This is a genomic window from Aliterella atlantica CENA595, from assembly GCF_000952155.1.
GTDB lineage: Bacteria > Cyanobacteriota > Cyanobacteriia > Cyanobacteriales > Chroococcidiopsidaceae > Aliterella > Aliterella atlantica.
This window is the reverse complement of record NZ_JYON01000011.1, coordinates 15143-29725: the sequence shown is the minus strand read 5'-3', so window position 1 is coordinate 29725 and position 14583 is coordinate 15143. Positions and strand designations below refer to the sequence as shown.

At 42.7% G+C, this 14583-nt stretch carries 13 protein-coding genes; 4 read left to right on the top strand and 9 right to left on the bottom strand.

Annotated elements, in window-relative coordinates:
* Positions 1-58: 58 nt before the first annotated feature.
* Together UH38_RS11860 and UH38_RS11855 are read left to right on the top strand one after the other, a co-directional pair.
* Positions 59-1861 (top strand): GspE/PulE family protein, encoded by a 1803-nt coding sequence (locus UH38_RS11860; protein WP_082065371.1) that lies wholly within the window; start codon positions 59-61, stop codon positions 1859-1861.
* 119 nt (positions 1862-1980) lie between these two features.
* Positions 1981-2577: a MarC family protein gene (locus UH38_RS11855; protein WP_045054866.1), complete on the top strand. Its 597-nt coding sequence runs from the start codon at positions 1981-1983 to the stop codon at positions 2575-2577.
* 117 nt (positions 2578-2694) lie between these two features.
* Here UH38_RS11855 and UH38_RS11850 read toward each other — a convergent pair whose 3' ends face one another.
* Both UH38_RS11850 and UH38_RS11845 read right to left on the bottom strand, forming a co-directional pair.
* Positions 2695-4005, bottom strand: a complete 1311-nt coding sequence (locus tag UH38_RS11850; protein ID WP_045054865.1) for a TldD/PmbA family protein — start codon at positions 4003-4005, stop codon at positions 2695-2697.
* Between the two features lie 138 nt (positions 4006-4143).
* Complete coding sequence (locus UH38_RS11845) at positions 4144-5007, bottom strand: Tab2/Atab2 family RNA-binding protein (protein WP_045054965.1); 864 nt, start codon at positions 5005-5007, stop codon at positions 4144-4146.
* 176 nt (positions 5008-5183) lie between these two features.
* On the opposite strand from UH38_RS11845, the gene UH38_RS11840 reads away from it, so the two are divergent.
* Positions 5184-7151: a serine/threonine-protein kinase gene (locus UH38_RS11840; protein ID WP_045054864.1), complete on the top strand. Its 1968-nt coding sequence runs from the start codon at positions 5184-5186 to the stop codon at positions 7149-7151.
* 22 nt (positions 7152-7173) lie between these two features.
* Here the strand turns inward: UH38_RS11840 and UH38_RS11835 are convergent, their stop codons facing one another.
* The 7 genes from UH38_RS11835 to UH38_RS11805 all read right to left on the bottom strand — a co-directional run bounded on the left by UH38_RS11835 (position 7174) and on the right by UH38_RS11805 (position 13522).
* A complete protein-coding gene (locus tag UH38_RS11835; protein ID WP_200892406.1) occupies positions 7174-7578 on the bottom strand; it encodes a PIN domain-containing protein in 405 nt (134 codons plus the stop codon).
* Entirely contained in the window at positions 7565-7807 is a 243-nt protein-coding gene (locus UH38_RS11830; RefSeq protein WP_045054862.1) for an AbrB/MazE/SpoVT family DNA-binding domain-containing protein, read from the bottom strand. Before UH38_RS11830 ends, UH38_RS11835 begins: the two co-directional genes overlap by 14 nt.
* 175 nt (positions 7808-7982) lie before the next feature.
* On the bottom strand, positions 7983-10229 hold the full coding sequence (locus UH38_RS11825) for a glycoside hydrolase (protein ID WP_045054861.1): 2247 nt from the start codon (positions 10227-10229) through the stop codon (positions 7983-7985).
* A 125-nt stretch (positions 10230-10354) separates the two neighbouring features.
* The gene (locus UH38_RS11820; protein WP_045054860.1) at positions 10355-10585 is read right to left on the bottom strand and encodes a NifU family protein; all 231 of its coding nucleotides are present in this window, start codon (positions 10583-10585) and stop codon (positions 10355-10357) included.
* Between the two features lie 61 nt (positions 10586-10646).
* Positions 10647-11294 carry a DUF3386 domain-containing protein gene (locus tag UH38_RS11815; protein ID WP_045054859.1) on the bottom strand — a complete coding sequence of 216 codons (648 nt, stop codon included), beginning with the start codon at positions 11292-11294 and terminating at the stop codon, positions 10647-10649.
* 98 nt (positions 11295-11392) lie between these two features.
* Positions 11393-12475, bottom strand: coding sequence for a coiled-coil domain-containing protein (locus UH38_RS11810; protein ID WP_045054858.1), 1083 nt, complete (start codon positions 12473-12475; stop codon positions 11393-11395).
* 48 nt (positions 12476-12523) lie between these two features.
* The gene (locus UH38_RS11805) at positions 12524-13522 is read right to left on the bottom strand and encodes a coiled-coil domain-containing protein (RefSeq protein WP_045054857.1); all 999 of its coding nucleotides are present in this window, start codon (positions 13520-13522) and stop codon (positions 12524-12526) included.
* Positions 13523-13810: 288 nt separating this feature from the next.
* On the opposite strand from UH38_RS11805, the gene UH38_RS11800 reads away from it, so the two are divergent.
* Positions 13811-14563, top strand: coding sequence for a winged helix-turn-helix domain-containing protein (locus UH38_RS11800; RefSeq protein WP_045054856.1), 753 nt, complete (start codon positions 13811-13813; stop codon positions 14561-14563).
* The last annotated feature ends 20 nt before the right edge of the window (positions 14564-14583 follow it).

Here is a 14583-nt window from a genome sequence, read left to right as displayed (position 1 = left end):
ATCTTTTGATATTTTCATCATCACTATAAATCTTTCAATTAATTATTAAAGCGAAAATATGCAATCTACCTCTAACATTTCATCTACTTGGCAACAGTTAAAAAGTCAGAAAATTAGTTGCGAACAAGCACTAAACGTTTTAGTCAACGGACAAGGAGCAGTTAATTTAGCATTATTAGATCGAGAAGTTAGTAATAGATTTTTGCGGCATTTTACAGACAAAAATTCATTACCGCCAGTAATTCCCTTACTACTGTGGCGTGGTTGCTATTATTTAGGCAGCCATACTAACTTATTACCACAAGAAGTCGCTCATCTTGCCGAACGAACAGGCAGCCAAATTAAAATAATTCCTATTGCTTATAAAAGCTATTGCGCTTGGGTTCGCGCTTATAATATTGACTCAAACAACAATAATTTTTCCCTCATAAATCCCGATACAGGCGAACAAGAACCAGAAGACATTAGCGAAACTACCCAACTGCACCTCGCCAAAGCAGACGATCAAACTGCTCGCATTAAAACTATCCTGGCTGCGGCTTTGCGCAACCGCGCTAGCGACATTCATTTAGAACCAATGCCGGACGGCTTAAGAGTGCGCTATCGCATTGACGGCGTGCTGCGGCATATTACAACTTTACCTGCCGATGTGAGCCGCAAAGTAATTGTTGCTCTAAAGGTAATGTCTAACATGGATATTTCTGACAACCGCCGTCCTCAAGATGGACGCATGGAAGATAAATATGCCACAGGTGAAGCATCAGAACTAGCTATGGATATGCGAGTTAGTACCCTACCTTGCGTTAATGGCGAAAAAGCTGTAATCCGCTTATTACCAAGACAAAACCCTTTTACTAAAATCGAAAACTTGGGATTGACTCCAAAAACTTTGTCTATCTACAAAAATTGGTTAAGTCAGCCTCAAGGCATGATTATTCTTACAGGTCCTACTGGTTCGGGTAAAACCAGCACCCTTTACACCAGCCTGCAAGCTGTTGCCAAGGAAAATGTCAATGTAGTAACAGTAGAAGACCCTGTAGAGTATGTTTTGCCTTGCATTACTCAAACTCAGGTACATGAAGCAGCAGGAATGACTTTTGCTGCAGGTTTGCGGGCAATTATGCGCCAAGACCCAGATATTATCATGGTTGGCGAGGTAAGAGACTCCGAAACAGCAGAAACAGCAGTAAGAGCGGCGCTAACTGGACACTTGGTGCTGACTACTTTGCATACTAACGATGCAATTGGGGCAATTCCTAGGCTGCAAGACATTGGTCCCGACACGAGTTTGCTGAGTGATGCCTTGCTGGGAATAGTGGCACAGCGCCTCGCACGTCGCAACTGTCCCCACTGCTCGGAACCTTATACCCCCAATCGTGCAGATTTAAAAGTATTGGGTTTAACCTGGGGACAAGCAAATGCTTCTAAGTGGCGCAAAGGTAAAGGTTGTCCTAAATGTTTTAATTCTGGTTATCTAGGTCGAGAAGCGCTAGTTGAGTTACTCAATATTGATACAACACTGCGGGAGGCAATCTACCAAGGCAATATGTCTCAATTGCATAAGTATCTAAATGAAGACAACTTTTACTCGTTTCGGACGGCAGCGATTGAAAAAGTTACCAGCGGCTTAACTACCATAGACGAAGTATTGCGAGTGCTACCAAGTAGTGCTTTATATTCCAAGGCTGCAAACTCTGACTTCAATAGTTTAGTAAAACCGATGAATTATATTAACCTTGCACCAAATAACGTTAGGAGGGGGCAACAAGGAGAATCGATTACAGACAAAATCGCCGCCCTGCTCTCAAGAATACCTCATCCCCATCACGCCGCCGAGAAGTTGGAAGAAAAATATAATTAATTTCTACATCTAACTGGTCACTGGTCACTGGTCACTGGTCACTGGTCACTGATTACTGGTCACTGTCTCAAAGCTCGCGTTAAGGTTGAGAAAGACATTTTTCCTCTACGGCACGCCCAGTGGATTTCTCAATATTAATTAAAGCTTTTATTGCTGTATTCGTTCTAGCTGATGCCTTGGGCAACGCACCGATATTTCTGGTGTTAACAAAAGGCATGGAACCAGAACAAAGAAACAACGTTGTCGATAGAGCAAGTTTGGTCGCAACGGCTGTACTGCTTGCTTTTGCTTTTACAGGGCAAGCACTGTTAGATTATTTGCACATTAGCATGGGTTCTTTAGAAGTCGCTGGAGGACTGTTGCTGCTATTAATTGCCCTACAAATGCTGCAAGGTGAAATCGATACGCCTGTTGTCGAACAAGAGCGCGATGTAGCAATTACACCCCTTGCCTTTCCTTTATTGGCTGGACCAGGGACGCTAACGACAGTTATGTTATTAATGTCTCAATGTCCTAATGCTCATTTGAGCGTAGTCGTGGGCATTGTAGCAGCGATGTTTGTTACTTGGTTTATTGTGCGTCAGGCAGGTCGCATCGATCAATTTATTGGTGCAGAAGGTGCTGTAATTATTACCCAATTGCTCGGCTTTTTGCTAGCTGCTTTGGCAATTGAAATTGGTAGTACGGGAATTCGCGCACTGTTTTCGCTTTCTTGATTTTTGGGCTAATATTTACCCCTGTAAGACGTAGCAGTGCTACGTCTCTACATTTTTGGGTTCTACCTTGTCTCCCTTGTCCCCCTGCTTCCCTGCTCCCCCTGCTCCCCCTGCTCTCTACTGCCTTCCCGTAACTGATAGCCCGTCTAAAATCAAAGATGGCGTGTAGCAAGAGCCGTTCCAGTCTGCATCGCTACCGAGGGCGACTAATTGTTTTAAGGCTGTGTAGACATTACCTGCTACCATCGTGTCTTTGACGCGCCCGATCGCCTGACCTTTTTTGACTCGATAGCCTAAGTCAACGTTGATGGAAAAATCACCGGAAATACTCCCGCCACCGCCTAACATTTGATCGACAATAATGCCGTCATCCAATTGCCCGATCAAGTCTAGTAAAGAGTATTTGCCTGGTTGAATGAGTAAATTAAATAACCCTGGTGTCGGATAACTACCCATTCCAGGACGAAAACCGTTTCCTGTCGTCCCCGTACCTAACAATCTGCCTGTTGTGCGATCGCTAGCGAAATGCTGCAATTCTCCATCTTGAATAAATACTAAAGGTATTGTTGGCGTGCCTTCGTCATCGAAAGGACAGCTAAATGGACCACTTTCTGGATCTTGGTAAATAGTTAAAGCTGAAGACATCACCGAACGATGCAGGCGATCGCACCAAGGCGAAGCTTTTTCTAACACGCGCTTGCCATTTAACGCTGCTTGCACTGTACTCCACAGCATATCGGCAGCTTTAGAAGTAAATAAAATCGGCACGCGCCCCCCAGGTGGAGCAATATTATCCTGCGTCCAATCTAAGCGCTGCAAAATTTGCTGGACGATCTTTTCCGGTTGCAAAAAGTCGCGCTGCGTTTGCCCATCAGACACGCTTAAAAAGTCGTCGCCGCGTATCCATTCGACAGCTAGAAACGCGCTGAGTGTAGTGTCTGTGTAGTAACAGTCTAAACCGTAGGAATTGACCAAACGGGTACTTTCGATATCGCTATCCCATTCGGCACTAACTAACACATCTGGGTAAGCCTCGCGCACTTGGGCGATCGCTTGTTTGCCCCATTCTACTAATTGAGTTACTGCTACTTCTTCCCCCACATTTGGATAATTTGGTTTGGAGCTAGTACCTAGTTCAATTTCCTCTGGTTGGTTGAGTCGGCTAATAGCTAAAGCCCGATTTACTAGCTCTTGAGGCTCTACAGGACCGTAAGCCACTGCTAACCCCGGACATCCATTTTGCCACAGTCGCAGGGCAGTTCCCTCGGTTTGGGCGCTTTCTAGCTGCTTGAGACGGTTGGCTTCAAAGAACACTGGACGAGACACCGACTTTGATTGATACACTTCTGCCGCTTCTGCGCCAGATTTTGCGGCTATTTCTAACAGTTGTTCTGCTAGTAGAGTGTATTGCAGCGTTTCAGGACCCATGAGTGCTAAGAATGTATTAACGTATGTATGCAATTGAACCGCCACGCAGCCGCAGCTATGAGACGATGCGCCTAAGTTATGCAGGCATAATGGCTAATTTTTATGTCTTTACTAATAATTCACTGCAAAAGCAGCAAATTACGGTAGGGCAATTTCTTGCAGCAGCCAAAAGCCTGCAAACGATTGCGAATTTGGATCTGATTGCACGGCTAAAAAATGCACCCCGTTGGCTTTTTGTTTAGCTTCCTCAAATTCTTGGACTTCTTTTAAAGTCTCAGGTTTGGTTAAGTTTGCTACAATCCAACTATCGCTAGCACCAGTGGCTAAAAGCAATCTACCTGGCGGCGTATTGTCAAGTTGCAGAAAGGCTATTTCTAAACTCGACATCCATCCAGCTAAAGGCAAAGCCCTAGGTGAAAAAATTGCTATCCCAGGAATTTTAGTTTCCAGCGTTATCCCAGCAATTTGCCAGGGAAAAGCTTCGCCAAAACTAATGTCCCATTCGGGCATATCTGCTAAACTGGCAGCATCTAAACTGACAACCGTCCACTTTTGCCCAACTAAAGCATCGGGCAGGCGTTGGGGGTTAGGTGATTCTAAACGTACAGATGAATTGGCAATAGGCTGATAACCTGGCTCGTGAGGATAAACATCTTGCAGCCTTTGTTGCAACCACTGGTGGAGAGCTAAAGTCCGGCGACTAGGTTGGGCAGGAATGCCCAAATCTTCGCAAGCTTTAACAATCATATTATTCATTTGGCGGCGAAAGAACCTAAATTTTACCGGAGCAACTCCAGCTTGGGTAATAGCTTCTGATAGAGCCGTTCTTAGCCAGCCAGAATTTACCTCACTGCTAGAACAGTACCGAGCATACCGAAACAGCGAGCTAACATCAGTATTAATAGACAGAGGGCTTTCGCAAACTAAGACTTCCCAAAGCTTTTTGTTATTTTCATCGACAATTGGACGCGAATAAAAATCAATTTCCCAAATACTACCCATGCCTTGCCCGTCATTGTTTGGCTGTTCGTTATAGATCCTACAGGCGATCGCGCCCCCAATCTTCAGCGATCGCGGTAAAGATTGAGGTAGCAAAATCTAATAAAATGAGTTGTGCTTTATCTTACATTGCTCCTTTTACCCAAAAAACAGGCAAATTCAAGGTTTAAAAGCTTATTATGAGCTACTGTCTCAATCCTGCTTGTCACAACCCACATAACCTAGATGGAATAGATACCTGTAGAAGTTGCGGCAAAAAACTATCGCCATTACGCAACCGCTACCAGATTATTCGCCCCTTGGGTGGCGGCGGATTTGGCAGGACTTTTTTGGCAGAAGACCGCGATAAGCTAAATGAGTTATGTGTTGTCAAACAATTAGTACCCCAATTGCAAGGTACTAACGCCCAAAAAAAGGCACACCAATTATTTCAGCAAGAAGCAAGGCGCTTGCAACAATTAGGCGAACATCCCCAAATTCCGACATTATTTGCCTATTTTGAAGAAGATGACTATCTTTATCTAGTCCAGCAGCTAGTTGTCGGACGTACTTTGCGTGAAGAATTGGATTTGCAAGGAGCGTTTAGCGAACAAAAAATTTGGGAAATATTGACTGATATATTGCCGATATTGCAGTTTACTCACGATCGCCATGTAATTCACCGCGACTTGAAACCTGACAATATCATGCGCAAGGGCAGCGACGGTAGGTTAGTATTAATCGATTTTGGCGTATCCAAACAATTTAGCGAAAGTGCGATCGCAACTTCCGGCACAACTATCGGTTCGTTTGGTTATGCTTCTAGCGAACAAATGAATGAAGGGGCAGCTTATCCTGCTAGCGATCTTTATAGTTTGGGTGTAACTTGTTTTCACCTGCTAACTAATAATTCTCCATCCCATTTATGGACAGAATACGGATATAGCTGGGTAAAGCAATGGCAGCAACACCTAAACGTGCAAATTAGCCCAGAACTTACAGCAATTTTAGACAAGCTTTTACAAAAAGATATCGGCTTGCGCTATCAATCTGTAGAACAAGTTTGGCAAGATTTGCGGGCGCTACCTGTAACGGTTGTTTTGCCGACGATGCAAGTACCGTTTAACGAGTTTGTGGCAAATCCAAACAGCCAAAAAAGAGATAAGTCTATCCAGCGCGGGGGTTCGACTACAATTATTCCTGCAAATAAGTGGCAAAGAAGATCGCTATTAATTGGAGGATGTGCAGCAGTTTTGGTACTTGGTTTTGTTGGATATCAGCGTTGGCAAGGGCAGGCTCCAACTTTTATGGGTCATGGTGGAGAAGTAAATACTATTGCTATTACTGCTGATGGCAAAAGTATTGTTAGTGGCAGCGACGACAAAACAGTAAAAGTCTGGGATTTAAACAGTCGCACTTTACAGCATACTCTCAAAGGACATCAAGACTGGGTTTACTCTGTAGCAATTAGCCCCGATAGCCAAACTATTGTTAGTGGCAGTAAAGATAACACTATTAGACTGTGGAACTTAGCTACAGGCAAACAACTTCATACGCTTACAGGACATTCTAGCTATGTAAACAGCGTTGCTATTAGTCCAGACAGCACAACAATTGCCAGCGGCAGTTATGACAAAACGGTAAAAGTTTGGCATCTAAAAACTAGGCAAGTAGATACCCTCCAAGGGCATTCTAGAGAAGTTTTAGCAGTTGCCATTAGTCCCAACGGCAAAAAAGTAGTTAGCGGTAGCGTAGATCGAACTATAAAGATTTGGGATTTAGCCACCTTAAAAGTGCAGCATACATTAACCGGACATACTGGCGATGTAAATGCGATCGCCATTAGTGGCAACAATCAAGAATTAGCCAGTGTCAGCGACGATAAAACCATCAAACTTTGGAATCTCAACACTGGCAGAGAAATTCGCACACTTACCGGACACATGGCAGACATCAACGCCATAGAGTTTAGCCCAGACAACCAGCACGTTGTTACAGGTAGCGACGATAGAACCGTAAAAATCTGGGATTTAAGTACAGGTGAAGATATATATACCTTTAAGGGGCATCTAGGTGCTGTATTTGCTGTCGCTTATAGTCCTGACGGGCGTACTGTAGTTAGCGCTAGTGCAGATAAAACTATTAGAACTTGGCAAGTGCCTAATTAATGTAGCTTTGCCTGATGAGTTACTAAATGCTTGGCGATTGCAATAATAATTGAAATCCACTCTCGCCATTCAGCTTTTTGTCAAAAGTTACTATTTCTTGGCAGCCTAGCTGACGAGCTACCGTGCCAATAAGATAGTCAGAAAAATCTCCCCTACCCTGTTTAGTATGCTGTAAAGCTTGATATACTGCTGTACGATTTTCGTATTTTAGATCGGCACTTTGCATCATTACTTCTAAAGTCTTGAGAATCTCGTCCTTACTAAATTGATAAGGTTTACCTCTCAAAACCCAAACTAATTCGCATAGCACAATATTGGCGATAAAGCACTGTTGTCCGCTTTCAATTATTTCTACAGCTTTTTGCCATTGCTGCTCGTTATCGCGGGTAATGTAACGAACTAAGACATTAGTATCAAGCCCAATCATGGGCAGCCTCGGCGATCGCTTCTTCCATTTCTTCTATTGAAGCGGCTTTCATTCCCTGACGGTGCAATATACCTGACAATGCACTGATAGGAAACCTCAATGCAATAACTTTAACATCACCGTTCTCGTCGATGACAAACTCAACTTTACTACCAGTATCTAATTTCAGATAGTCACGAATTTCTTTAGGAATAGTTACTTGCCCTTTACTGGTAATCGTCGCTGCCATTACTATAATTCCTTACTTTGTCTCATTACCAATTTAGCAGAATCTTAGTCATAATTGAGAATCCTTTGAGGATGTTTTGATGGAAGCTACCAAATTTTCAAAGAATATAGCACCAAAGCGCGATCGCCTGAGAATCGCGCTTGGGAATAAATGTAAGTTTAATGCGATCGCACCCTTACGGGACATCAATCGGAATTAGGACATTTTCCGGTAAATAACCCTTAAAACGCCCATCATCTGCCAATACCAAAGTCATGCGTAGTGGATAGTCAGGCGGCATCTGCAAATCTGCCCAAGGCACAGCGACTTCCAAACATTTATCTAGTCCTACAAGAGCGCGACTAAAACGAGGATGCCATTGATAATTGTCGCCAGCTTCTTGAAAATGCACAGTTTGAGTGAGCAAATTAATCTCTAGCTGATGGTGAAATAAATAATTTAGCGGTGCTTCATCAGGCAAACCATCTAGAGGTGCGGGGCTATTGTGCATTGTCTTTTCAGGATAAAACCATAGTAGATTTAACTGCGGCGGACAATCGCGCCCTGGTTTAATTCCTGCTTGAAAGTCTAGACGCAAGTAAAAATTTGAATGGTCTACCCCGTACCACAGCCTTTGAATTGCGCTACTGCGGTGCATTGTACCTCGCGCCCCACCTACGTCCAAACGCCCCGCCCGATCCCAATCTTGCTCGTCGCCAAGTCCGTTGATCATTGGGTGAATAAAGCCCTCTGGGCGGCTATCTAGCTTTGCTTCGTGGACTTCTACAGGTTGGCGGATACTTGGCGGTACAGGCTCGTTTAAAGCTTGGTAAATGCCGTATAAATGCTCTCTAAATAGTTGGTCGAACATGGCATCTTGATTAGATGAATGCCCTTCCCCAAACCACCAAAACCAATCAGAACCTTCAGCCGCATATAGTGCTTCCCACGCTGCGGGGTTATTTTCTTCTGTAGCTTCGGGGTGACTTGCTAACACGGTTCTTGCTTCTGTAAGTAAGTCCCAAGCGCGGTTTTTTGCCGGATCGCCAATCCAAGTTGTAAAGCTGCCATCTACCCAAGAACCGCTATGCAGGCGATCGCTTGGTAAAGTAGATGTAACTGGGAAGGAGTCGAGATACTCAGATACAGTGACAAGTTTCAACTGTTCGTTGTCGCTTAAGCTTTGATACAAATTCTCTAAAAATGGCTTGCCATCTTCTGGGTAAAATTCCCAACAGTTTTCGCCATCTAAAGCAATTGTGACTAGATAAGGTCGATCCAAGCTCGTACTACCGCTAGTTTGGCGGTGTTTTAGTGTGTGCGCGATCGCTTCTAAATGCCCTACTAAGTCTGCTGCGGCACGTTTTGGGGGCATAGAGCTATAACTAAAGCCAATTAAGTCAGATAAGCGGTGATCGCGGAAAACAATCGCTAAATCGCCTTCTGGGGTCTGCAAACGGTATGGTTGATATAACAGTTCTGGTTGCAAAACATTTCCCGCCCCATCTCTGTTAAAAAAGTGCTGTAGCGTCCAGCCTAATACAGCTTCATCAGAACAAAGCCATTTAAAGCCTTGTTTGGCTACATCAGGTAAAATTGCAGGGCTAACGGACTGTTCTGAGGGCCATAAGCCACGCGGTTGCTGTCCGAATCTATCTATATACAAATCCCATGCTTTTTGTAAGTGACGGGGAATATCTTCAGCCCATTGGAAGCGATGTTTGGGCAAAGCCATATTTGGAACTGCGACTTGCCCAGAATTTGTATCGGCAAGTAGAGGTAATATTGGGTGCGTGTAGGGCGTAGTTGTTACTTCTAACTGCCCTGCTTGCTGCATTTTCTTGTGTTGGGGGATGATGCGACTTAAGATTTGCCGTTGTTTGGAATAAATGCGCTGGCGATCGCTTAAAGTAAAATTCTTCCCTTGTTTTAACCAGCCAGCAATTTCTGGGTCATCCCAAAACAACGGATCGATCCAAGCTAAGTTATGCCAAGCTAATAAATCGCTGTAATCTTGCTGTTGCCAATTATCTAAGCACCAAGCTCTACCTTTATCTTGCCTTTGTCCGTAAAGTTCTGCGTAGCGGGGATGAGGGTCAATTAGCGTATGATGGTTGGCATCAAAAAAGTGTTCGATGATAAATTGCTGCTGTTCCTGCGTTAGCTGTTCGTCAGGAGTAAGGCTAAGTGTCAAATAAGGATCGAAAGCAGTTCCAGCAATGTAGTCTTCGATTTGCAATATCAAAGAAGGAACTAAATTGACTGTCTGATGCAACTTAGGATAGCGCTCTAACAGCAACACCAAATCTAAATAATCTTTTGTCCCGTGAAGGCGTACCCAAGGTAAGCGGTACTGTTGAGAAGTAGAATTGCTGGTGTCACGAGCTTTATATAGAGGTTGATGCTGATGCCAGATAAAAGCTACATACAGGGGATGAGACATAAGATTAAAGTCAAAAGTTAAAACTTAGTAGTGCTGTAGAGAATAAAGTGCGATCGCGCTAAAAGTAAAATGGCAAAAGGAAAATTCCTTTTGCCCAAGAAACTGATAGCTAAATTTTAATCGCTCTAGATGACTTGTTCAACTTCAGCAATTTCGGGAATCATCTCGCGCAAGCGGCGCTCGATACCCATTCTTAATGTCATTGTCGAACTAGGACAAGAACCGCAAGCTCCTTGCAGGCGCAATTTTACAATTGGACCATCTAGTTCTACCAATTCCACGTTACCCCCATCAGAGATCAGATAAGGGCGCATTTCATCCAAAACTGTTTCTACGTTGTCGGTTGTCAGTTCCATGATTTCAGCCTCTTTATTAAATTGCTTCTTTATCTATGCTAATTCTAATTGCCCGTAGCTTTTATACGGTTGCAGGCTCTAGTAGTTTCGCGTTAGAGAAGCTAAATTCTGTGACTGTGCGCGTACCATTTTCGTAGGACTCGATCGCCTGATTGGTCATGATATAGTAATCGCCAACAGGTGCGAAAGTATCTTTAAACTTCAATACGCGGCTAACTTCGTCTGTCTGCGGATTGCGGAAAACTACATCGTAGCGCGACGATACATAACCTTTGCCTGTATCTACACTTTCTTGAGTGTCGATAACAAAAGCCATTCTGCCCATAACGCGGCTAACTTGACAAATTTCTTTGCCACGAATTTTGTAGTTAGAACCCATTGCATCGCCTTTGACGAGTATGGCTGTAGCACCAGTATCGTCTTGCTCTCCTAAGCTAAACTCGTTTTTGCCATGAGCTTGTTCAAATTGCGACCTTTTGCGGTGAGTTACGATATCTCGTAGTTGGGTATATACGCTTTCTTTTACTGTTTCGTCTTCTATCCCTTCTACATCTACACTCAAGTCGCGGTTGATGCGAATTTGACCGTTGTAGACTTCATCGCCTTGCTTTACTTGCACGTCGGCGCTGTAACCAGGGAAGTTTGCATCCCAGGTGTAACGATTTTCGTAAGCTGCTTTAAATAAGTCACGAGCCGTCGTTTCAGTCATAAAGCCTTAGTTAATTACACTTTTTTCCAGTTTAGCTCAATCACAATAGCCCCCATTTGCAAGATGAGGGCTTTTTGCCTGTTTACCTCTTTTTTAACTTATTTATTTTTCATCTGGGTTTTTGCTTGTTCTATAGCAATTTCTTTTACAGCCTGGTAAGAATTCACATTTGCTGCTCCTTCAATTGCTTTGACTGCCAAATCTTGTACTTGCTTGAGAGCAGATTCTAGCTGTTTTGTCAATCCCTGAATTCGTGTTTCTTGATTTTGAATTGTTTGTTCTAACGATGCTAATCTTTGTTCGTAAAAACGCTTTTGCCCTTCTACGTCTTTGGCGTATAAATCTGATTTGATTTTTGCTTGGTAATGAGCGATTCCTTTGCCTTCTTCTGTTGCTTTTTTAATTGCTAACTCTTTTTCCTTTACAAATCCTTCTACCTTATTTTTAGCTTCTGCAACTTGCTGTTCGCGTTCGGCAATTACTTTTTCTCTTTCTGTCCATTGTTTTTCTTGTACTTGTCTAAATTCTTCTAATTCATTATTTAGCTTAGTTTGCGTTTGCTCGTAATCATCTGTATTTAACTTGCGTTGCAATTCCAAATCGTATTTATATTCTGCTGCTTCTCTCTGGGTTGTTTTACTGCGTACGTCGTTGCGTTCTTTGACTAAACGTTTATGTTCCTCTTGCTCCTTTTCCCATGTTTTTGTCTGCTGCAAGAACTCTTGCGTTACTGTTTCTTGTCTGCGCCTAAGTTCTTCGCCAAAGGTTTGCTCGTTATTTTCATAAGTTTTTAGTAAATTATCTAAAGTATCGTTGTTTATTTCTAAATCGTGCAGTTCCTCTAATTGTTTTATTTCTGTTGCTACAGAACTGCGTAATTCTTCCAAACTGGATGCTTTTGTTGTTAGTTGTTCTGATAGTTCGCTAACAGCAGTACCAAAACCCATTTGCACTTTTACTAAGCTTTCGATGGTGTAGTTCATTTTTTGTTGAACTGATTGCGACTGATTCATAGCTTCTTTTTTGGGTACTACTGGCTGTTCTACTACTACTTGAGCGGGGCGCTCTTTACTTAATTTGTCTACTTGAGTCTTAAGCTCTGCTTTTTCTTTTGCTAACTCATCAAATGCTTCTAAAATTTCTGCTTTTGTGCTTTTAGCATTTGGTTTTTTGACTACCACAAATAACCTCTGATATCCTGCAAATTGTTCTACTTGGTTAGTTAATATCTACTCGCTTTTAGCCGCGAACTTTCCTGAAGAGTTCTCAAATGCTCGCATTGCTAAATCTTGCGCTTGCTTCATTGCTGCTTGCAACTGATTTTCCAATCCTTGAATTTGTTCTAGTTGCTTGGTAATATTTTGTTCCAAACTTTGAATTTTCAATTCATAACTTTGTTTGGTAGCTTGCCACTCTTTCTCAAACAAGTCGGCTTTAACTTTAGCGTCTTGGTGTACGTCTCTAATTGCTTCTTCTCTAGCTTTCTTAACTGCTTCTTCTAGTTCGCTAGTAAAAGACTCTACTTTCTTCTGATTTTCTTTAAACAATGGTTGCTGTTCGGTTAATATTTTCTCTCTTTCTGCCCATTGTTTCTGCTTTATTTGGGTTACTTCTTGAATTTCTCTTTCTAAGTTACGCTTTCTTGCTTCGTAAGCATCTGTATTGATCTTTCTCGTTAACTCCAAGCGATATTGATAATCTTCTGCTTCTTTTTGTCGCTCTTTTAGCAATAACTCATTTTGTTGTTGTACAGTAACTTCGTACTCTGCTTGTTCTTGCTGCCAGTTTTTCCGTTGTTCTGTTATTTCTTTTTCTAGCGCTTGTTTGCGATCGCTATTATTTTGTTCTAGTACATTTAACTGCTCTTGATGTTCTTGGCTCAAGATATGCAGCGTATCTGCGGCTATCCTAATTTCTTGTAACTCTTGTAGGTGTTGAGTTTCAGTTTCTATTGCTAGCTTGAGTTCGTCTAACTTAGAGTTCTCGTTGGCTAATTTTTCTGATAACTGGCGAACGATACTACCAAACTCTAATTGTAAATCTGCTAAACCCTTGACAATACTATCGACAGTATAAGTTGAAGCAACTTCCAAAATTTGCTGGGTTTTCTCGCTTTCTGCTATTTCTTGCTTTGTAGCGATTTTAAACTCCGATCTCTTGCGTGCAACTATTTGTTGAAATACTTGTTTTAGTTGCTCTTTGCTATCTTTTGCCGCAATTCTCGCCATATTTTACTCCTTAAAAGTTGCAACGCTGATGGAGACAAACAAAATCTCTGCTACGTTTGCGTCTAATGTAGCTTCGATAACAGTTTGCTCAATGTAGTGAAATTACGGAAATATCTATGCTTTTCCTGAAAGTTCTGCGTACAGAACAAATGTACTATCAAGATTTATACATAGCTTTAAGAGAATGTCAAGGCATAAACACATTATTTCCTGACAAGATAAGAAAAAAGTTATATGTCCCATTAGAGCGGATAATAATGGTGTGCAAAAGCAAATAGTTTTTCATTCATGTTTACCCGCGAAATAATCAAGAGTCCTCCCAGGGCAGAGATCGGACAAATGAGCCGCATTTTAGTAGTAGAAGATGAAGAACTAATTCGGGAAATGGTCGTGCTGGGTTTGGAAGGAGAAGGCTATACGATCGCAACAGCTACAGACGGGCGATCGGCTTTAGCTTTACTTCAAGGTGTAGAATACGGCTTGAATGAGTTTCCCTTCGATCTCGTAATTTTAGATTTGATGCTGCCACAAGTAAACGGTATGGATATATGCCGCTTGCTGCGCCATCAAGGCAATCCCGTACCAATTTTGATCTTGAGTGCCAAAGGTAGCGAAACCGATCGCGTGTTGGGCTTAGAAGTCGGTGCTGACGACTATATAACTAAGCCATTTAGTATGCGCGAATTAATTGCCCGCTGTCGCGCTTTATTGCGCCGCCAGCGTTTGGGTGGTTTGCCGCAGATACCAGTCTTGCAGTTTAAAGATATTGTGCTTTACCCGCAAGAGTGTCGCGTTATGGTACGCCAAGCAGAAGTTAGCCTATCTCCCAAAGAGTTCCGGCTTTTAGAACTATTTATAAATTATCCCCGCCGAGTATGGTCGCGCGAACAGTTGTTAGATCAAATTTGGGGAGCGGATTTTGTCGGCGACAGTAAAACTGTAGATGTGCATATTCGCTGGCTAAGAGAAAAGCTAGAGCTAGATCCCAGCCATCCTGAGTACATAATTACTGTGCGCGGATTTGGTTATCGCTTTGGTTAGAGGTAGCGATCGCTAAAAAA